Origin of the sequence: Acinetobacter sp. A3, from assembly GCF_012371415.1 — a bacterium.
In the GTDB taxonomy this organism is placed as follows: domain Bacteria; phylum Pseudomonadota; class Gammaproteobacteria; order Pseudomonadales; family Moraxellaceae; genus Acinetobacter.
In genome coordinates, this window is sequence record NZ_JAAZQW010000023.1 from 21,480 (window position 1) to 41,318 (window position 19,839).

16 protein-coding genes and 1 pseudogene are annotated in these 19,839 nt (G+C 42.5%); 10 read left to right on the forward strand and 7 right to left on the reverse strand.

Annotated elements, in window-relative coordinates:
* Positions 1-149: 149 nt before the first annotated feature.
* Together HHA42_RS08700 and HHA42_RS08705 are read left to right on the forward strand one after the other, a co-directional pair.
* Positions 150-1,235 (forward strand): hypothetical protein, encoded by a 1,086-nt coding sequence (locus HHA42_RS08700; RefSeq protein WP_168526189.1) that lies wholly within the window; start codon positions 150-152, stop codon positions 1,233-1,235.
* Positions 1,232-1,552 carry an RnfH family protein gene (locus HHA42_RS08705; RefSeq protein WP_168526191.1) on the forward strand — a complete coding sequence of 107 codons (321 nt, stop codon included), beginning with the start codon at positions 1,232-1,234 and terminating at the stop codon, positions 1,550-1,552. The genes HHA42_RS08700 and HHA42_RS08705 overlap by 4 nt, the downstream gene beginning before the upstream one ends.
* A gap of 45 nt (positions 1,553-1,597) precedes the next feature.
* Here the strand turns inward: HHA42_RS08705 and bamE are convergent, their stop codons facing one another.
* Positions 1,598-1,996: an outer membrane protein assembly factor BamE gene (gene bamE, locus HHA42_RS08710; protein WP_168418235.1), complete on the reverse strand. Its 399-nt coding sequence runs from the start codon at positions 1,994-1,996 to the stop codon at positions 1,598-1,600.
* A gap of 112 nt (positions 1,997-2,108) precedes the next feature.
* On the opposite strand from bamE, the gene fur reads away from it, so the two are divergent.
* A complete protein-coding gene (fur, locus tag HHA42_RS08715) occupies positions 2,109-2,546 on the forward strand; it encodes a ferric iron uptake transcriptional regulator (RefSeq protein ID WP_004975325.1) in 438 nt (145 codons plus the stop codon).
* A gap of 57 nt (positions 2,547-2,603) precedes the next feature.
* Here the strand turns inward: fur and HHA42_RS08720 are convergent, their stop codons facing one another.
* Together HHA42_RS08720 and HHA42_RS08725 are read right to left on the reverse strand one after the other, a co-directional pair.
* Entirely contained in the window at positions 2,604-3,722 is a 1,119-nt protein-coding gene (locus HHA42_RS08720) for a PilT/PilU family type 4a pilus ATPase (RefSeq protein ID WP_168418234.1), read from the reverse strand.
* A 21-nt stretch (positions 3,723-3,743) separates the two neighbouring features.
* On the reverse strand, positions 3,744-4,781 hold the full coding sequence (locus HHA42_RS08725) for a type IV pilus twitching motility protein PilT (RefSeq protein WP_168418233.1): 1,038 nt from the start codon (positions 4,779-4,781) through the stop codon (positions 3,744-3,746).
* Positions 4,782-4,905: 124 nt separating this feature from the next.
* Here HHA42_RS08725 and HHA42_RS08730 point away from each other — a divergent pair, with 124 nt between their 5' ends.
* A complete protein-coding gene (locus tag HHA42_RS08730; RefSeq protein WP_168526193.1) occupies positions 4,906-5,595 on the forward strand; it encodes a YggS family pyridoxal phosphate-dependent enzyme in 690 nt (229 codons plus the stop codon).
* Between the two features lie 762 nt (positions 5,596-6,357).
* Here the strand turns inward: HHA42_RS08730 and HHA42_RS08735 are convergent.
* Together HHA42_RS08735 and HHA42_RS08740 are read right to left on the reverse strand one after the other, a co-directional pair.
* Positions 6,358-9,969, reverse strand: coding sequence for an AAA family ATPase (locus tag HHA42_RS08735; RefSeq protein ID WP_168418230.1), 3,612 nt, complete (start codon positions 9,967-9,969; stop codon positions 6,358-6,360).
* A gap of 9 nt (positions 9,970-9,978) precedes the next feature.
* Entirely contained in the window at positions 9,979-11,229 is a 1,251-nt protein-coding gene (locus tag HHA42_RS08740; protein ID WP_168418229.1) for an exonuclease SbcCD subunit D C-terminal domain-containing protein, read from the reverse strand.
* Positions 11,230-11,478: 249 nt separating this feature from the next.
* On the opposite strand from HHA42_RS08740, the gene HHA42_RS08745 reads away from it, so the two are divergent.
* From HHA42_RS08745 to HHA42_RS08755, 3 genes are all read left to right on the forward strand, one after another.
* Positions 11,479-12,441 carry a sensor domain-containing diguanylate cyclase gene (locus tag HHA42_RS08745; protein WP_168418228.1) on the forward strand — a complete coding sequence of 321 codons (963 nt, stop codon included), beginning with the start codon at positions 11,479-11,481 and terminating at the stop codon, positions 12,439-12,441.
* Positions 12,442-12,760: 319 nt separating this feature from the next.
* A complete protein-coding gene (locus tag HHA42_RS08750; RefSeq protein WP_168418227.1) occupies positions 12,761-13,207 on the forward strand; it encodes an ABZJ_00895 family protein in 447 nt (148 codons plus the stop codon).
* Positions 13,208-13,343: 136 nt separating this feature from the next.
* Positions 13,344-14,264, forward strand: coding sequence for a TIGR01777 family oxidoreductase (locus HHA42_RS08755; RefSeq protein WP_168418226.1), 921 nt, complete (start codon positions 13,344-13,346; stop codon positions 14,262-14,264).
* A 21-nt stretch (positions 14,265-14,285) separates the two neighbouring features.
* Here the strand turns inward: HHA42_RS08755 and HHA42_RS08760 are convergent, their stop codons facing one another.
* A complete protein-coding gene (locus HHA42_RS08760; RefSeq protein ID WP_168418225.1) occupies positions 14,286-15,404 on the reverse strand; it encodes an FAD-dependent oxidoreductase in 1,119 nt (372 codons plus the stop codon).
* Positions 15,405-15,418: 14 nt separating this feature from the next.
* Positions 15,419-16,432, reverse strand: a complete 1,014-nt coding sequence (gene hemB, locus HHA42_RS08765; protein ID WP_168418224.1) for a porphobilinogen synthase — start codon at positions 16,430-16,432, stop codon at positions 15,419-15,421.
* A gap of 120 nt (positions 16,433-16,552) precedes the next feature.
* On the opposite strand from hemB, the gene HHA42_RS08770 reads away from it, so the two are divergent.
* From HHA42_RS08770 to HHA42_RS08780, 3 genes and pseudogenes are all read left to right on the forward strand, one after another.
* A complete protein-coding gene (locus HHA42_RS08770) occupies positions 16,553-17,050 on the forward strand; it encodes a thioesterase family protein (protein WP_154320424.1) in 498 nt (165 codons plus the stop codon).
* Positions 17,051-17,235: 185 nt separating this feature from the next.
* Positions 17,236-18,012, forward strand: a pseudogene (locus tag HHA42_RS08775) (thermostable hemolysin).
* Positions 18,013-19,605, forward strand: coding sequence for an AMP-binding protein (locus tag HHA42_RS08780; protein ID WP_228278943.1), 1,593 nt, complete (start codon positions 18,013-18,015; stop codon positions 19,603-19,605).
* Positions 19,606-19,839 lie beyond the last annotated feature (234 nt).

The following is a 19,839-nucleotide window of genomic DNA, read 5'->3' on the forward strand; positions in this document are numbered from 1 at the left end:
TGAATTGATGTGATAACAAGTGCTACAACAAAAATTATAAATTTGCGCAGCAAACTGTCTTTAGATAGTTTGCTTTTTTCTTTTTTGAGGTTTTGCTTTTCCTTGATGACAAAGGCAAAATAGCCGTAGATTTTTATTAGGACAGCATCATGCAGGACAATGCTATGTCACGATGGTTATCGCCGCTGATGGCATTTGGTTTATCTTTTATTATTATTGCCACTTTGGCACCTATGACCGGTATTCAGGTTGAGCGTCAGCTCGATTTTTGGTTACTTTGGTTGGGTACCATGGTGATTTTGGCATTACCAATCACCTATTTAGAAATTGCTTTAGCCAAGCGCTCTAAAAGTACCGCACTACAGGCATTGTCTGGTTTAACCCGTGATGCAGATGCTTCACCAAAATGGCGTATTGTAGGTTGGCTTGCGGTGGTATTTATTCCGTTTTTGGCAGGTGGCTTGTTGTCCAATGCTGCGCAAATTCTGAATCAATACGCAGTAGAAGGTTTGGCCAGTAACATTGTACTGGTTATTCTTGCGGTTGTGGCATTGGCACTGTCATTGCTTGCACGTCAAATTTTACTGTTGTGTACTGCTGTAGCTGTCGTGGCTGCATTGGTTTTAGCCAATGTATTTGGTACCCAATTGCCTGCATGGCAAGTCACACCTATTGAATTAGGCGAGTGGGGGAGTGCAACAGTATTGGCTTTGGTTGCCAGCGGTTTGGGCATGGGGTTGTACTGGCAAACCAGTTTGGCGCAGGCGCAACAGCAAAATGCGGCAACATCAACCGTTTTACCCATCTGGATTGCACAATTATTGGCAGTCGTTGCTTTTGCCTTCTTTGCAGTACAAGCACAAATTCCTGCACTGGCGTTAGTGGTTGCCGCAGTTGCAGCTGCTGCCGTGTTATTACAATTGGCACGTGAGCAATTGGCACAGCGTCAAATGGCCGTTGCGATTCAATGGATTGTCTTAATTGCAGCAACACTGGTGTGGGCAGTGCCAGCCATTACTTCAGTATTTAATTTTGTGTTGTTGCTTTGGGGCTTGGTGATTTGCCTGATTTATGCCATTTTCGCAGGCTGGATTATGAAAATCAGCCATCTTCGTAAAGCTATGAACTTTAGCAGTGAAGCCTTGTATAACCTGTGGCGTATTGCAGTACGTGTTGTGTTGCCTATATCAATTGTAGTCGCTATTTTTGCATTGATTGGACAGTTTCTAGCATGAATCAAATGATGCAGGTTTGGGTTGCGTATGCAACACCTGAACAACAGTGGCATATTGCGGTTGCATTTCAGCAGGGAATGACCGTTGCTGATGCAATTCAACAAAGTGGAATTGCGACACAAACCACTTTAGCAGAACCACTGTCTGTGGGCATTTTTGGTGTAAGGGTTGAGCTGCAGCATCAATTGCAGGCAGGGGATCGGGTCGAAATTTATCGTGCTTTGACCATTAACCCGAAAGACATTCGGCGTAAGCGCGCTGAAAAGAACCCTGTAGGGCGCTATGCCAAAAGCAATCGCCTCAGACAATTGAAATGATTTGAAAAACCCCTCAGCGAGGGGTTTCTTTTTATTTTAAAGGGGCTATAGTGGTGGCGCGTTGAGAATCGCTTCTTTCGATCCTGGTAGACCAGGTTGAGATTCTGGTATGGTTTCTAAGCCTTCAATTTTTTGCACGATACCAGTTTGATCGAAATAGATTTTCAAATGCTGACCATGCGCGGCAGGGATCTTGGCTTTTTTAGCATAAGTTCCTGGGATATAATTGTAAATGTAGTCCCAACGTAACGGGTTCATTGGATCGGAAATGGTTGGACTGCCCAGTAAAAAGCGAACTTGTTGGTGACTCATACCGACTTGGACTTTTGAAGCTTGCGCTTGGGTTAAAGGCGTACCCTGTGGAATATCTACTTTATAAACGCCCAAGGTCGAACAGCCTGCGAGCAGTGAAGTGACCAATAACGTCAACATGATTTTTTGCATTTTGCTACACTATCCCAAATTAATTATGATGCATTTGATCCAGTGTTAGATCATACTGCATCTTAACTTTGTTGCATATTCCAACTTTAATTTTGTTGAGAGACCTTTTTACATGCCTATTTCAAATCAAGAATTACGCAAAGCTGGACTTAAAGTTACCCTTCCACGAATTAAAATCCTAGAATTATTAGAAAATTCAAAACAACATCATTTAAGTGCAGAAGACATCTACAAAACTTTACTCGATCAGGGCGAAGATGTGGGTTTAGCAACTGTGTATCGTGTGTTAACACAGTTTGAAGCTGCTGGGATTATTGAGCGTCATAATTTTGAGAACAACCACTCTGTATTTGAAATTATGCAGGAAGATCACCACGACCATTTGGTGTGCTTGAACTGTAGTAAAGTAGTTGAATTTATTAATGATACTATTGAAAAAGAACAGCACGATGTGGCAGAAAAATTCGGTTTTGAATTAACAGGTCACTCACTAAATTTATATGGTTATTGCGATGCGCCTGAATGTCGTGAAGCATTGCGTAAAAAATAAGTTAGAAATACAAAAAAGGCTTCCATTACGGAAGCCTTTTTCTTATCTGTTTTGAGTTTATTGCCCATCAAAGGTGATATTAGATGTAGCATGCAATAAACGGTCGCCACCTTCTTCTGATAGCTTGATTTGTAGACGCAAGTCGTTTGGTGAGTCAGCGTGCTTGAGCGCATCTTTGTAGCTAATTTGCTTGGCTTTATACAGATCGTATAAGGCTTGGTCAAAGGTTTGCATGCCCAATTCACGTGAACGCTTCATCAAGTCTTTAATTTCGTGTACATCACCTTTACGGATTAAATCTGCAATGAGCGGTGAGTTAATTAAAATTTCAATTGCAGCACGACGTGAGTTACCGTCAATAGTTGGAAGGAGTTGCTGCGCCACAATTGCCTTGAGGTTCAGCGATAAATCCATAAACAACTGGCCATGACGGTCTGCTTCAAAGAAGTGAATAATACGGTCAATGGCTTGGTTGGCGTTGTTGGCGTGCAGGGTTGCAAAAACCAAGTGACCGGTTTCGGCAAAGGCGATAGCATAATCCATGGTTTCGCGGGAACGAATCTCACCAATTAGAATCACATCTGGCGCTTGACGCAGGGTATTTTTTAATGCCACTTCAAATGAGTCGGTATCAATACCCACTTCACGTTGGGTAATAATACAGCCTGCATGTTCGTGTACAAATTCAATCGGGTCTTCAATAGTGATGATATGACCTTTGGAATTTTGGTTACGGTAACCAATAATTGATGCCAAAGAGGTCGATTTACCAGTACCAGTTGCACCCACAAAGATGATAATACCGCGTTTGGTCATTGCCAAATCTTTTAAAATTGGCGGCAGTTTTAACTCATCCATGGTTGGAATTTTGGTTTCAATTCGGCGCAGTACCATGCCAGGTTCATCACGTTGCTGAAATGCACTGACACGGAAACGTGCCGATTTTTCACGGTTGGTGATGGCAAAGTTACATTCACGTGTTTCGGCAAATTCCTTGCGCTGCTTTTCACTCATAATTGAGTTCAGTAACTGCCCGACAATTTCACCTGTCAGTTTGCTTTTGGCAACAGGCACAATTTGTCCATGAATTTTCATGGACGGTTCAACATCGGCAGTAATAAACAAGTCAGACGCTTTTTGCTGAATCATCAAATTCAGTAAATCATTAAAGTCCATCGCGTATCTCGAATTTTAAACTTATAAGAATGATTCAGGCTGCTTCGCAACAGTTCGTGCAGTCTGTGGACTAATTACACCGCGCGATACCAAGTTTTTCAGGCTTTGGTCGAGTGTAGTCATACCGTAGTTTGCACCAGTCTGAATAGCCGAATACATTTGCGCTACTTTGTTCTCACGAATCAAGTTACGTACCGCAGGAATACCAATCATGATTTCATGGGCTGCAACACGACCACCGCCATTTTTCTTCAGCAGAGACTGTGAAATGACGGCTTGTAGAGATTCAGATAACATGGCACGAACCATGTCCTTTTCTTCTGCAGGGAATACGTCAATGACACGGTCAATGGTTTTTGCCGCCGAGGTGGTGTGTAGCGTACCAAATACCAAGTGACCTGTTTCCGCAGCAGTCAGTGCCAAACGAATGGTTTCTAGGTCACGCATCTCACCCACCAAGATGATGTCAGGGTCTTCACGCAGCGCTGAACGCAGTGCTTCATTAAAGCCATGTGTATCACGGTGTACTTCACGTTGGTTAACCAAGCATTTTTTAGATTGGTGTACAAATTCGATAGGGTCTTCGACTGTTAAAATGTGGTCATAACGATTGTCGTTAATATAATCGATCATCGCCGCAAGGGTGGTCGATTTACCTGAACCCGTTGGCCCTGTCACCAAAACCAAACCGCGTGGATATTCACAAATATCCTTGAAGATTTGCCCCATGCCTAAATCTTCAAGTGTTAATACTTTTGATGGAATGGTACGGAATACCGCACCTGCACCACGGTTTTGGTTAAATGCGTTCACACGGAAACGTGCCACGCCAGGCACTTCAAAAGAAAAGTCAGTTTCTAGGTTTTCTTCAAAATCACGGCGTTGTTTATCATTCATAATGTCGTACACTAATTTGTGTACTTCTTTATGTTCTAATGCAGGTAAGTTAATACGACGTACTTCACCATCCACACGAATCAGTGGTGGCATACCAGCAGATAAGTGTAAATCCGAAGCGCCGTTTTTAGCGGAGAACGCCAATAATTCTGTAATGTCCATGAAAGTCCCCGAGATCAATTAAATCTTAATTATTTTGATAGAATAATACGGCTTTCCATCAGCTTAACCAACTGTTAGTTGCTGGGCAAGGTAAAAAAAGATGAATGAAATGAGAAATCCATCAATGAATAATTTGCAGCAATCACGCACTCAGGTTTTGGAGCAGATTCAACAGGCCTGTGAATTGGCACAGCGCAAGCCAGATACTGTGCAATTATTGGCTGTTTCTAAGACTCATCCGAGTGAAGCTTTGCGTGCCATGTATGCGACAGGCCAGCGTACTTTTGGTGAAAATTATTTGCAGGAAGCATTAGATAAAATGCAGGCCTTAAGTGATTTGGAAATTGAATGGCATTTTATTGGTCATGTACAGCGCAATAAAACCAAACATCTGGCAGAAAAATTTGCATGGGTACATGGGGTGGATCGTTTGATTATTGCAGAGCGTTTGTCGAACCAGCGTGATGCTCAGCAAGCGCCACTCAACATTTGTTTACAGGTCAATATTGATGGTCAAGACACTAAAGATGGCTGCCAGCCTAGTGAAGTTTCAGCGTTAGTTCAGCAGATGAGTCAGCTGCCGAATTTAAAGCTGCGCGGTTTGATGGTCATTCCTGCACCAAACAATACTTCAGCTTTTCAGCAGGCGAAACAACTCTTTGACGCAGTTAAAACTCAACATGCCCATCCTGAAGATTGGGATACGTTGAGCATGGGTATGTCTGGCGATTTAAATGCGGCCATTGCTGCAGGTTCGACCATGGTGCGAGTGGGGACGGCTTTGTTTGGCGCGCGTGACTATGCCAAGGCTTAATGGCTAGATGAATAAGGAAAGTGCCAATATTTTGCAAACGCTATCTTGTACGTTTTAGCTGACACAGAATGCAGAATATTGCGGCTAGTACCAAAGGCTGGATTTTCTTAATATGAACTTATCGGGAAACAGGGAGTTTCCTAAATAAGAACAATAAAAAATAGAACAACACGGAAGTGCTTGGTACGACAGGAGTTATACCAAAAACTGAATCTAGAAAGCCCCGACAGGATGTCGGGGCTTTTTTAGTTCTGTGCTATCGATGTTGTGATTTTTTTTTTGAATGGATTCGGTTGTATTTAGAAAGCATATTGAAGTTCTATCAAAGTGACGAACAGATCATTCTCAGGATTTATTCTCTAACCAGATGCTAATACGTGCAATCAGTAAAAAGAGCAAAAAACAGAATTGAAAAAAGCCGGTAAAGATGATGATCCAACCGCTATTTCCAGGTGTTTTTCTCGCCTCAAACTCAATGACTAAAGTGCAAATAGTCAGTATTATTTCAAAAATCAAAACCGCTTTAAAAACGGCAGGGCGAGGGAAGCGGACGAGCCAAGTGAGAAAAATAATACTCACACTAGGCAATATGCCAAATAAAAATATTGTTTTTATATCCATGAAAATCAGTGTCTATCGTGTTAATGATGCTCTCAACCAAGTAAATAATTAGACTAACTATTCTTAATAGTTTGAAAAATGATAGTTATCTTAACTCACTTGTAACTGTAATAATTTTTGGCATTTCGGGCAATGTCGCGGCTAGCCCACGACATTGATCTCACTTGCCCCAGCACCGACAGGATTGACCTGAATTTGTACAGGAATACGTTCATGCATTTCCTGAATGTGTGAGATCAGCACCACTTTGCGACCTTGACTTTGTAGATGATCTAAAGCGTTCATCACCATGTGTAAAGAAGTTGGGTCGAGTGTACCAAAACCTTCGTCAATGAATAGTGATTCCAGTTTCATTGAGCCAGAAGCCATATTGGCAATGGCAAGTGCTAAAGCCAAAGACACCAAGAAGGTTTCACCACCTGATAGCGATAGAACAGGACGAATTTCACTGTTCATATCCAAGTCAATAATGGCCAGACTCAGACTTTCAGGAATACGGTGTAATTGATAACGAGAACTGAGCGGTAACAATTGTTGGTTGGCGTATTCCACCAAAATATCTAAATGGTGTTCTTGGGCAATTTTCTTAAACTTAGTACCTTCTTTATGACCAATTAAATCGTAAATGCGTCCCCAACGATATTCTTCAGTTTTTATCTCTTCAATTTGAGTTTGATAACGGGCCAAAGTCGCTTGATTGCTGGCATGAATATGTAATTGAGCTTCAATTTCACTCAAGCTTTGTGCCTGTTGGGTTTTTTCGGCGAGCAGGGCAGTGAGTTTACTTTCTACATCCTCAAAACTAAGCTGCGGCTGTTGTTTTAAGTGTTTTTGGTATTGTTCTTCAAGCGTTTGCCAAGCAGTTTTAGCACTTTCCAAGCTATTGTGATGTTGCTGTAGCATGTTGCGCATTTGCAGATGATCAGCATAAGAAATCTGCAAACAGTCATGAATCACACTAGACAAAAACTCTGGATGTGCAGTTTGCCAAGTTTCAATATGCTGCATACATTGCGTTAGTTGCTGGGTGCGCTGCTGAATTTTACTGTCTAAGCCATGTTGTTGCAGTTGTAAGTTTTTGAGAGTTTGTTCTGCCTGATTGAGTGCATGGCGTTGTGTATCCAGTGCAATATTAAGTTGCTGTTGTTCCTGATCTAAAGCCTGTTGCCATTCCTGATAGGTTTGATATACCTGACCCGCATAGTTTTGTGTGAGTTGCTTAATTTGATCGCGCAGCGATATCCCTTCGGTCTTAATTTGTTGCAACTGCTGTTTTTTGTCCTGAAGTTGTTGCACCAAAAAGCTGTGTTTTTGTTGGAGTTGCTGCTGCTGTTGAGTGAGCTGTTCCAGTGCTTTGAATTGAGCATCTTGCTGTTGATGTAACGCTTGGCGTTGCAACAAATGCTGTAAAGCATTTTGGTAGTAGTCATGGGGTTGGTGGAGCCAAGTCTGTTGTTGCGCTGTGCTTAAGTCAGCCACAATGGTTTGTAGACGTTGTGTCAGGTCTTGGCGTTGTTGAATGGTATATTTTAGTTGATCTGCCTGTTGTGTCGTACTGCGCCATTGTTTTAGGGTGTCGCTTGCTTGCTGAATAGCATGCTGCAACTGTTGAGTCGATTGATCTGTTGTAACCCACTGCTGTTGTACTTTTTCGATTTGATCTGCAATAGGGAACGCTGTATCTAAGGTGAAGGATAAAGACGCAGCCAGTTGCTGAGCTAGTGTTTGTTGTTGCTCAATTTGCTGTTGCAGCTCAAGGCCACGTTGTTGTTGTTGAGCATAGGTCACTTCAAATTGTGTACTATCACGTTCTAACTGCTGCAACTGTTTTTGCGCCTGTACATATTCAGTTTTTGCGTGTTGCAGTTGCTGATCTTGTAATTGGTTTAAAGCTTCAGACAGTAAACTCTCATGCTGAATAAATGGATGTTCATGGCTACCACAGACCATACAGGCTTCATTAGGTTTGAGTTGAGCACGTAAGTCCTGCACACTTTGATGCTGCAATAAACGCTGTTGCTCAAAAACTTGTTGTAGCTGTTGTAAAGTCTGTTCTGCGATCAGTAGTTGTTGCTGTTGTGTTTGGATTTGAGCCTGTGTCTGCTTTTGTAAGCTTAAAGTTTCTTGTAGGCGGCTTTGCAACTGCGCGAATGAGCTTGCATATTGCTGCCATTGTTCCAAGGTCTGTTTAAGCTGCGCTAATACATGCAGATGCTTTGACGATTGCTGCAAATGTTGTTGATCTGTATATAACTGTTGCTCAAGTTGTTCATGGTTTTGATATTGCTGTTCCCAAGCCGCAATGTGTTGCAGCGCCTGCTGCTGTTGATCAATTAAGGCGTCTAAAGAAGCTTGAAACAGCTTTGGATTTTGCTGGCGCAATTGTTGTTCAAACTGCAGGTAGTCTTGCAGTCGTTGTATCGTAAGCGGCAAGGTTTCATCAAAAATAGCCCATTCTGCAGTGTGTTGTAATTGTTCAGCCAAGTGCTGTCGTTGTTTCTGCTGCTGCGCAAGTTGATGTTCAAGCGCATTTAAATCATTTTGCACAGGCTGAATTTGTTGCTGTTCAAATAGTTTTTGTGCTTCATCCAACGCTGTATATTGCTGTAATTTACCGGAAATTTCATGCTGTAACTGTGCTGCTGTATCAAGTTGGGGCTTTAATTGTGCAAAATGCTGTTGCCATGTTTGAAGATTTTTTTCAGCTTGGTGTTGCTGTGTGATAGCTTGCTGTTGAGCATGTTCTGCCTGCTGTAAAGTGGGTTGAAAGTCAGCCAGTTGCTGATTGAGTGTGTTTAGTTCTGCTTCTGATTGCTGACGTAGCACAAATTGCTCACGAATACTTTGAAATTCATCTAATTGTTGTAGCAATTGTTTTTGTGCTGTCAGTTGCAAGTCTGCATTGATTTGCACATCGTAAACTTCTTTTTTAGCTTGTGTACTGGCATACAGTTCATGGCGGTCTTTGTGCCATTTCAGGTCATTTTCATACAGCTTTTCAGTTTGACACAGCAAGGTGACTTGCTGACTTAGTTCATACTGTTGTGTTTCCAGACTTTTCAGTGCGTCGTCGCTGAGCAGCGTCACATGCCCCATCACACTTTCAAGCGCAGCACGTTTCTGTTTAATGTCACTGAATTTCGTTGCAGCCAACTTGCTGACTTCGGTAAAAATTTGTGAATTGGTTAAATATTCCAGTAAGTCAGCACGTTCATGATCTTTGGCTTTTAAAAATGCCCCAACTTCAGACTGCGCCAGTAATACTGCGCGGGTAAATTGCTCAAAACTTAAGCCAATTAGCTTTTCTACAATGGGTGTTGCTTCAGAAATCCTTTGATTTAAAACCCGTTGTTCATCTAGGCAGGTAATGGCACGTTCAACTTTTAAGTTGCCGTCGAGTTTGTTGTGTGCCCGTCGAATGTTCCATCGTGCAGAATAGCGCTTTTGATCGAGTGCAATAAATTCAAGTTCGGCAAAACCTGACGTGGTACCACGCCGTAAAATATGTTTCGAATCTTTTAAGGAAATTTCTTTGCCTGCAGCATCGGTCAGGCTGCCGGATGCACCTCTTAAACGTGGAATTTCATCGTATAACGCCAAACACATGGCATCGAGCAGGGTAGATTTACCTGCACCTGTTTTACCTGTAATGGCAATTAATCCTGCATGTGCAAGTGGATCATCTTCAAAATTAATTACATGTGTACCCGCTAAAGATGCCAAATTTTTTAAGCTCAGACGTAAAATTTTCATGGCAAATCCTTAAGCTTTATTTTGATCGAGTTCGTGTTGCGCTTCAGCCAAAAGCTGTAAAAAATCGCGTGTGGCATCCTGATCGGGTTGATAGCCCATTTTTTCCCATAAGCTCGCAAACAGTTTTTCTGGGGTCGGTGGCTCTAAGTCAATTTTGGAATGTTGAAGATTGGTGTCTTCATTTTTTTGAAAACGTCGGGCAATGCGTAATAAGCGGTAGCGGTTCGCAGGCAAAGCTTGTTCAATCTGCTGACGTAAATCGACAGGTGGTGGCGCATCACTCAAATATTCAATTTCCAGAAAATGACGTGCACATAAATCAGCGATTTCATCTTGAGGTAATTGAGCTAATTCGTTCATAAGCTCTGAAAGTTCACAGCGAACTCGAATTAGCTCTACACTGCGTGGAATCACCAGACTTTCACATTGAAAGCGTTGAGCGTCGGTACGGGTAGGGTCAATTTTGACTTCAAGGACTTGGTGCTTGTAATTGAGCTCACTAAATGACAAAGGAATGGGCGAGCCGCTATAGCGAATATGTGGCTGTCCAACCTGCTGTGGTTTATGTAAATGCCCGAGTGCCACATAGTCAATCACTTCATCAAACAATGCGGTGGATAGCGCTTCTTCATTACCCACTACAATTGGGCGTTCAGAGTCTGAAGTTTCAGCACCTTGCATGTGCGCATGTGACATTAAAATTAAGGCTTGATCGGGTTGTTTGCGAGCTTTGGCTTCGGCAATGAGTTGTTGATGCAAATAGGCAACTGCAGACTGAGTATTCGTCGTTTCTTCACTGATGCCAGTAATTTCTGCACTGCGTAAATAAGGCAGGGTAAGACACCATGCCACTATATTTTGTTCTGTATCATAAATTGGGACTAGCAGGCGGTCTAAATCTAGACGTTGTTCGGCAGTTTTTTTAACCACTCCAACTGCTTTAGCATTGAACTTAGATAAAAATGGTTCGACCTGCTCAATACGATAACCGGAGTCGTGATTCCCTGCGATCATCAAAGTTTGCATGTGGGGTGCGAGCGCGTGAGCATCCGTTAAGAATTGATAGAGCTGTTTTTGGGCGCTTGAGGCTGGATTGACCACATCAAAAATATCGCCCGCTATGAGTAGAGCGTTTGGCTGCTTGATTTTAATTTGAGCCAAGAGCCAATTTAGAAATTCGGTATGTTCATATTCACGTTCATGGTGGTGGAAAAATTGCCCCAAATGCCAATCAGAAGTATGTAAAAAATGAACCGTCATCGTTATAAAGCTCTTGGTTTTTTATGGGTTTAATATAAGAAATCTGGGGCAATAAGGCCAGCCACGATTGTTGTGCAGCGACATGAGCTGTCGTACATTTTCTGAATAATGAATATATTGGTCTGATCGTCTGCGTAAGAAATATACAGAATCTTAAAAAAACAGTACAGTATAGTGACAATCCGATTGAATCGGTTTTTTATTCATGCGCTTAAGTCATGAAATATTCACTATATTGGGGTGATGGACATGTCAGATCAACCTTTTTCACAGGATAAACTAGCAGGGACGCTCGAAGAAGATCAGATTTACAAGACCTTGTTAGAGTCTACCTTGGCAATTCCTTGGAAAATCGATTGGGCAACGAAAGAATACCGCTATGTCGGTCCGCAAATTGAAAAACTATTGGGTTGGCTGCCAAGCTCTTGGAAGTCTGTTGAAGATTGGGCAACACGGATGCATCCTGAAGATCGTGAACGCATTGTGGATATGTGTGTGGCGCAGTCGATTGCAGGTATTGACCATGAAGCAGACTATCGTGCACTGACAGCATCGGGCGATTATATTTGGGTGCGTGAAGTTGTGCATGTCGTCCGTGATGCAGAAGATAAAACCGAAAGTTTGGTCGGTTTTATGTTCGATATTTCTGAACGGAAAAAGCAGGAACAGGAATTAGAGCGTTTACGTACGCAGTTAGAAGAATATTCTTATCAAGATGGTCTCACGGGAATTGCCAACCGTCGTTTATTTAATGAGTTATTTCATCGTGAATGGTTGTCTGCGATACGCGAACAGTGTCCACTGTCGATGATTATGTTCGATATTGATTACTTCAAAAACTACAATGACCATTATGGGCATATACAGGGCGATGCCTGCCTACAAGAGGTCGCAAAAATATTAAAATCTTCTTTGTCACGTCCTAGAGATGTTGTGGCACGTTTTGGTGGAGAAGAGTTTGTGATGATTTTGCCAGACACATCAGCAGAGTCCGTAGCAGAATTGGCCAATCGCATCATACAAAACATTCGTGATGCCCATATTGAGCATGCACAATCTCCAATTGCACAGCATGTCACGATCAGTATGGGTGTAAAAACAGCCGTTATTGAGCCTACCGACGATAAAATAAAATTTCTGCATGATTTAGATCGTGCACTTTATCGTGCAAAACGGGCAGGTCGTAATTGTTATTTGAGTGAACCGACTTAGGTGCTCGTATCTAAAAAATACTCGTATCTAAAAAATAAAAGATCAAAAAATAAAGACCGACGATTCGAGTGATGATGAAATCGTCGGTCAAAGAAAACTTGCGATGCAGTAAAGCTTTGGCTGCTGTTCAAAACTTCACTGCATGCGATTTATTGCTTTAGTCAGGTCACCGAAAATATTGTGGATGCCAATACACATTAACGGTTGTTGTGACCTTGTAGCCTATATAACGTCAGGCTTTTGTATTCGGTTGACAATTTCATGAAAAAAAAATCAATTTTTTTTATACTAGGCTGAATCTTTTGTCTGAGTCATCTTTATGGTATCGCTAAGCCGTTATTTTATCTGGTTTTTCTTGTATTGCTTTGTGATGACCTGTATTTGTGGCGTATTGGCTGCATTATTACCTGCGGGTGTAGGCGGGATTTTAACTGCGGTGCCTTATTTGGTTGCCATGATTTTAGTGCTGTATAAGTTTTTAAAACAACAACACCGTGCGCCGAATGACAAGGAACGCAAGACATTTACTTTAGGATTTAGCCTGATTTTTTGGGGCTATAACTTGGCGTTTTTATTATTAGGTTTGGCGATATTTTCTCGCCAAAACCCAAGCATTTGGCAAGATTTTTTACAGTATTTGCAACAGCCGCAATTTATGAGTGTGGTGGTGATCATGTTCTTGTTGATCGCAATTCCATTGTATCTGCTGACCTATTGGTTTTATGGTAAACAGGCACAGCGTATGGCAGTTAAAATGTTTGGCTGATAAAAGAAGTTGTTAATATCTGATTTTCCTCAAATATACATGATCAGTTATGTGATGATGATTTGCTTAGACTTGAACATTCAGTCTAAATCACGTATAGCTAAAACTATATTTTTCATCATGCTGAGATTGGAAGATGCATAAACCTTTGGTACTGGTAACAGGGGCAAGTGGTTTTATTGGTTCACAATTGTTGCCGTTTTTATTGCAACAGGATTATCGGGTGGTGGGGCTAACCCGACAGCCCAATCGAGTATCCAAACATCCACAATTACGCTGGATTCAGCAGTTAGATGAACTCGACACCGACCAAATTGATTATGTGATTAATTTGGCGGGAGAAAGTATTGGGCAGGGCAGATGGACAGCAGCACGCAAACAAAAATTGCTTGATAGTCGAGTTCAGACCACACTGCACTTATATCAATATCTTGAAAAGCGCCGTATTTTCCCCAAGTGTATTATTTCAGGCTCGGCAGTGGGGTATTACGGAATTGACCCGCAGGAACAATGGTCAGCAGTATGTACCGAACACAGTGCAGCACAAGATATTTTTATGTCGCAGTTGTGCCAGCAATGGGAACAGGCTGCGTTAAGCTTCAGCCAGCAAAATACTAAAATTATGCGCTTGGGCGTGGTGTTTGGGCGCGGTGGTGGCATTTTACCGCAAATGTTATTACCAATTCGTTTAAATGCCGTCGGGCGGATTGGGCATGGACGTCAACCTGTGGCATGGGTGCATTTGCAAGATGTTTTAGAGGCTATTTTATGGCTGATGACCAATCCTGTTGAGGCACAAATTTTGAATGTGGTGGCACCTGAAATGAGCAGTCAGCAATATTTTGCAGAAACGGCAGCACAGTTGTTAAAGCGCCGCCCATTGTTTGTGCTGCCAGCTTTGGTACTGCGCTGGTTACTGGGTGAACAATCACAATTGGTCTTAAATGGACAATATGTTGAATCGCAAGCTTTAGTGCAGGCAGGTTACCATTTTAAATATCCAAAACTTGCACAGGCGTTAGAGGCTTGTTTAGGTTCAGCAGTACCCTCAAAATAAAAGAGGGTAATGTGCTGAGTATTATGCGCAGATTGGATCAGCTTGTAGCTGTTTCGGGTCATAGGCTGCAGGATTAACCAAAGTCTCTTGCCCAAGCATGAGTTGTCTTAATAGCTGTGCCGAGGCTGTGCCCATACATAAGCCATTACGGAAATGTCCAAAATTCAACCATACATTATTAAAGTTTGGCGTTTGGCCAATATAAGGCACACCTGTTGGTGAAGCAGGACGTAACCCCGCCCATTGTTTCACAATTGGAAACTGCGCCAATTCAGGAACCATTTCCAAACAAGCGCTTAAAATATCCTGCTTAATTTGAGGATCAGGGTGAGTATCAAAACCGACTTGACGCATACTCGAACCGCACAACACATGTCCGTCACAGCGTGGAATGAGATACATCACTTTGTTCATGCACATGGTAGGCAACCATTGCGCAGGGGTTTTAAACAACAGCATTTGTCCTTGAACAGGCTGTACAGGAATACTTAAACCAAGTTGTGCTGCCCATTGCTGTGACCATGCCCCAGTAGTGACAATAAAGTGATCTGCATGGTGTAACTGACCATCTTCACTTTGAATGGCTTGTGCGTGATCGCCCTGCAACTGAAATTGCTGGATAGGGCAATGCTCCAAAAATTGTACTTTGGGATGCTGCTTTAAATATTGGGTCAAAGATTGCAATAAGCGTGGATTACGTACATTGGCCAATTGCGAAAAATACAAGGCGTGTTTAAATTTTGCAGCAATGTGCGGGTTAACTTGTTCAAGTTGTTCCTGATTTAAATAGTCACACTGCTGCATTGGCTCATTATGCTGCGTAGCATAATTTAGACCAATCTCAAAATCATCTTCATCAAAAATTAACATGCCTGTTTCATGGATTTCAAAATCAATGCCAGTAATTGGTTTGAGTTTTTCATTCCACGCGAGGTATTGTGGTTTGGCAAATTTGGCTAAGTCATTAACCGCTTGAGGATAGCGCCACGGATACATGGGAGAAAGAATCCCACCGCCCGCCCATGACGCGGCTTGAGCTGCCTGTTGTTGATCAAAAATACTGATAGAGCAACCTTGCTCTACCAGTTCAAGTGCAGACAACAAACCGCTGATGCCTGCACCAATGATTGCAATATGCATGAAAGCTCGCCTGTTTATGCCATGTCTTTAAGTTTGAGCGCAGCTTCTTCGGCAAAGTATGTCCAAATACCATCTGCACCCGCACGGCGGCAGCTCATCAGTGATTCAATAATCACGCTGTCCGACAACCAACCATTTTGAATGGCTGCAGCAAGCATGGCATATTCACCACTGACCTGATATACAAACGTAGGCACAGCAAAAGTATCTTTCACTTCACGGACAATGTCTAAATAAGGCATACCAGGTTTAACAATGACCATGTCTGCACCTTCTTGAATATCCAGTGCAATTTCATGCAAGGCTTCGGCACGGTTGCCAATATCCATTTGATAATTGTATTTATTGCCACCTTTTAGGTTGCTTGCAGAGCCGACTGCATCACGGAATGGGCCGTAAAAGCTAGAGGCATATTTGGCAGAGTAGGCCATAATTGAGGTGTAAATATGGCCGTTGCTTTCTAAGGCCTGACGAATAGCACCGATGCGACCATCCATCATGTCACTTGGTGCAACCACGTCAGCACCCGCTTCAGCATGGCTTAAGGCTTGCTTAATCAGACATTCAACGGTTTCATCATTCAGCACATAACCTGTGTCATCAATAATGCCGTCTTGACCATGGGTGGTGTAAGGGTCAAGTGCGCCATCGGTAATCAGTACCATGTCTGGTAATTCTTTTTTTAGCAGGCGGAGCGTGTTTTGCACCAAGCCATCTTCACGCCATGCTGCTTCAGCAGTCAGGCTTTTGTCTTCTTGAGGAGTCACTGGAAACAAAGCCAGTTTGGTCACGCCCAGCTGCATTAAACGCTCGGCTTTTTTCAGTAATAAGTCGGCAGATAAGCGCTGGATATTCGGCATACTTGGAATATCTTGGGTTTGATTCTGACCTGGTAAAACAAATACAGGGTAAATCAGGTGATCAGTCGTTAGATGCGTTTCACGCACCATGGCGCGTAATTGATCATTTTTACGAATACGACGCATACGAGTGGCAGGAAATGCAGGACGATTGAACGTGTAGGTCATAAAAATCTCGCTGATCAGTATTAAACTAGGAGACTATTGTAGCCCCTTAAGTTTGATTTGGGCATACATTGGCTGTTTTTATTGTTTGGAAATTGAGTTGTTTGGACATTTGGGCACGTTATGAGTAATGCAGAGAAAAGCTGGACTGGAAATATACATTTGGGTGCGAAGGTGGATATAGATGTTGTGCTAAGACAATTGGTTCATGCCTTTAATAGCTCGCCATTTTTTCAGCACAATGGCATGAGTATGCGTGTGGTAGATGGTCAAATTGAAGCCTATATTGAAATGCAGCCTTATATGGTGGGCAATGTCGCATTTCAAATTTTACATGGCGGCGTGGCTGCAACTATTTTGGACAGTGTGGGTGGGATTGTGGCGATGGGAGAGCTGTATAAAAAGACAGAACCTGAAACCTTGCCCGATACCATTAAAAAAGTTACCCGTTTGGCCACAGTAGATATGCGAGTAGATTATTTAGCACCAGGACGTGGTAAATATTTTATTGCCCGTGCAGAAACCCTACGCTTAGGTCGTAAAGGCTGTACCATGCGCATGACCATGGTGAATGATGAAGATAAACCAATTGCGACAGCCATTGCATCGTACGCTTATTAAGATTAGAGGCTATGCGCTCAATTGGATTTCCGAGCGCTGTTTTTGAAAAATGAGGAGTTGAGCCATCAGCTCCTTTTTTTGTGCGAAAAAAATTGGAATTGTGACAGTTTGTAGCGGCTTAAGTTTTGTTTAAGTTTGGGTTTCTATCTTGAGCCTTGAGTGATTTCAGATACAACCTCATGCACATGATCAAGTTTAGTTTTGATGGACATTCATCTAGCACAGCGCATTTTTTGGATGCTCATTTTAGTCAGAAAAAAAATCAGCAAGCCTGTGGTTTGCATAAATATCTACAAACGACACCTTTACTAGAGCCACATTTCAAACCGACCTATTCAGCACAAACAGCGGATACTGTCCCTGCAATTTATATAGAAAATAACACACAGCATTTAAGCATCAAAACTGTGGAGCGTAGTGCCACTGAACGCTGGGCACTGGAAAACTTTATTCGTGATAAATATCAGAAAGTCCATCAGGCAAGTATTTCCAGTTTTTCAGACACGCTTTTTGCAGGCTATGCCGATGCTGAAATACAAGTCGCGATTGGTCTGCAGCAGCTCAAAACCGCACATGCTTTTTTAGAACAGTATTTAGATGCACCCATCGAAAATATTTTAAGTCAGCTCAGTGCAATGCCTGTATCTAGAACCTAGATTGTCGAAATTGGCAACTTGGCAGCGCAAGACATGAGTAAAGCTAAATTGATGGTGGCTTTTTTGGTGTTTTATTTATCACAAAACAATGTGCAGTGGGCAGTTTGCACAGGTACTGCCGCCGTGCGTTATGTGTTGCAAAACATGGGGCTGCATTTTCATGTGTTGGAAAAGGCAAATCCAGAAGTATTGGGCGCTGCACAGCAACAATGGGGTAGCTATTATCAGCAGAAACCTTATGTGCTTGCTATTAATGTTGCCGCAGCTTTCGCAGTAACACAGCCACAGTACCATTTTCAGAACTAAATGTTCATTCAGATTGTTCAGCCTGAACAGATGAAGCACAGTATAGAAGGTAAACCCATGCAGCACTTGTTTGAATCGCTTGCACGCCATGCGCAACAGTTTCCTGATCGTGAAGCTATTGTGACTGCACAGAAGACACTCAGTTATGCAGATTTACAGCAACGGGTAACGCAACTAAGTCTTGAGTTTAGCCACTCTAAGGCACAGCGTTTAGCGCTGTGGGGCAGCAATACAGTAGATTGGATTGTGGTGGATTTGGCTGCTCAAAAAGCAGGCATGACCGTGATACCAGTGCCTTTGTTTTTCACAGCCGCACAGATACAACATTTACTGCAAGACAGTCAGACCGATTTGTTGTGTGTGTTAAGTGATTCAGCTGAAATTCCACAAGTTTTACAGCCTGTCCTTGGAGAAATGCAGCTACAAACTCAGGCTACATCTGCGTTATTTCAAGGGCAACTATTTAGCGTACAACAGCTGGATGCATCACCGCACGAGACATTTAGGGCTGTAGCGCACCCTGTTAAAGTTACCTATACATCAGGCAGCACGGGCACACCCAAAGGTGTGTGTTTATCTGCCGCAACTATTCAGTCGATTACCACTGCATTGAGTCAAGCATTGCAAAGCAGCCAACTTGGGCGGCATTTATGCCTAATTCCCTTTGCAACCTTATTGGAAAATATTGCAGGCGTGTATGTGTCCTTAAACATGGGGCGTGCGGTGGTGGTTGGCGCGGTGAATCAATTTGGCTTGATGTCTAATCATCAGTTTGATGTCGCACGTTTTGTGCATGCTGTACAAAAATATCAGATTGAAAGCGTGATTTTATTACCGCAAATGCTCAAGGCAATTGTGGAATATTTAGCCTTAAATGCCGATGTGGATTTGAGCTCACTCAAATTTATTGCAGTGGGTGGGGGCAAGGTGTCGGCAGACTTATTGAAACAATCACAGCAGTTTAATTTACCTGTTTATGAAGGTTATGGCTTGTCTGAATGTGCTTCAGTGGTCAGTCTGAATGTACCTGAAGCCAGAAAAATTGGCAGTGTGGGACGAGTGTTGCCGCATGTACAGGTGAAAATCGCAACCGATGGTGAAGTGGTGGTGAAAGGCAATGCCATGCTGGGTTATATGCATGAGCTGCAAGCAGGTCAAACAGAGGTCGCAGAAATTCACACAGGTGATGCAGGCTATTTCGATGCAGAGGGTTATCTTTATATTACAGGGCGTATCAAACAAGTCATTATCAGTAGCTTTGGGCGCAATATTTCCCCTGAATGGGTTGAAGCTAATAGTCTGAGTGAATCCGAAATTCAGCAGATTGCCATATTTGGCGAAGCACAGCCTTATTTATCTGCGGTGATTTATGCTGCAGCAGAAACTTCAGATGCACAGCTGGCTACCGCTATTCAGCGCGCCAATACGCGTATGCCTGACTATGCCCAAATTCAGCAATGGTGTCGTGCGCCACAAGCCTTTTCTTTAACCAATCACATGCTGACTGATAACGGCAAGCTGCGCAGAGCTGTAATTCAACAACATTTTCAAAGTGCTTTGACTACATCAGCACAGCAGCTTGCCACGGCTTAACCTGAAGTTTCAGCTTGATGAGTGCTATTAAACACAGCAAATACTCAAAATTAGTGAGATAAATTCCATGAATATTGCACAAAAACAGTTGAGCAGTTCCCAACAGCAGATCAAAGCACAATTGGTCGAACAGGGTTGGGTGCTGCTTAGAAATGAAGAGTAATTAACTATAACTAAAAATATAGACAAATATTTGCATAAGTGCTCATTTTGTCTATGTCGATTCAGTAGTGG

Excerpts from the sequence above, each read along its gene's own strand:
- HHA42_RS08700 (WP_168526189.1), top strand. The coding sequence starts at position 150 with ATGCAGGACAATGCTATGTCACGATGGTTATCGCCGCTGATGGCATTT.
- HHA42_RS08705 (WP_168526191.1), top strand. The coding sequence starts at position 1,232 with ATGAATCAAATGATGCAGGTTTGGGTTGCGTATGCAACACCTGAACAA.
- bamE (WP_168418235.1), bottom strand. The coding sequence starts at position 1,996 with ATGCAAAAAATCATGTTGACGTTATTGGTCACTTCACTGCTCGCAGGC.
- fur (WP_004975325.1), top strand. The coding sequence starts at position 2,109 with ATGCCTATTTCAAATCAAGAATTACGCAAAGCTGGACTTAAAGTTACC.
- HHA42_RS08720 (WP_168418234.1), bottom strand. The coding sequence starts at position 3,722 with ATGGACTTTAATGATTTACTGAATTTGATGATTCAGCAAAAAGCGTCT.
- HHA42_RS08725 (WP_168418233.1), bottom strand. The coding sequence starts at position 4,781 with ATGGACATTACAGAATTATTGGCGTTCTCCGCTAAAAACGGCGCTTCG.
- HHA42_RS08730 (WP_168526193.1), top strand. The coding sequence starts at position 4,906 with ATGAATAATTTGCAGCAATCACGCACTCAGGTTTTGGAGCAGATTCAA.
- HHA42_RS08735 (WP_168418230.1), bottom strand. The coding sequence starts at position 9,969 with ATGAAAATTTTACGTCTGAGCTTAAAAAATTTGGCATCTTTAGCGGGT.
- HHA42_RS08740 (WP_168418229.1), bottom strand. The coding sequence starts at position 11,229 with ATGACGGTTCATTTTTTACATACTTCTGATTGGCATTTGGGGCAATTT.
- HHA42_RS08745 (WP_168418228.1), top strand. The coding sequence starts at position 11,479 with ATGTCAGATCAACCTTTTTCACAGGATAAACTAGCAGGGACGCTCGAA.
- HHA42_RS08750 (WP_168418227.1), top strand. The coding sequence starts at position 12,761 with ATGGTATCGCTAAGCCGTTATTTTATCTGGTTTTTCTTGTATTGCTTT.
- HHA42_RS08755 (WP_168418226.1), top strand. The coding sequence starts at position 13,344 with ATGCATAAACCTTTGGTACTGGTAACAGGGGCAAGTGGTTTTATTGGT.
- HHA42_RS08760 (WP_168418225.1), bottom strand. The coding sequence starts at position 15,404 with ATGCATATTGCAATCATTGGTGCAGGCATCAGCGGTTTGTTGTCTGCA.
- hemB (WP_168418224.1), bottom strand. The coding sequence starts at position 16,432 with ATGACCTACACGTTCAATCGTCCTGCATTTCCTGCCACTCGTATGCGT.
- HHA42_RS08770 (WP_154320424.1), top strand. The coding sequence starts at position 16,553 with ATGAGTAATGCAGAGAAAAGCTGGACTGGAAATATACATTTGGGTGCG.
- HHA42_RS08780 (WP_228278943.1), top strand. The coding sequence starts at position 18,013 with ATGTTCATTCAGATTGTTCAGCCTGAACAGATGAAGCACAGTATAGAA.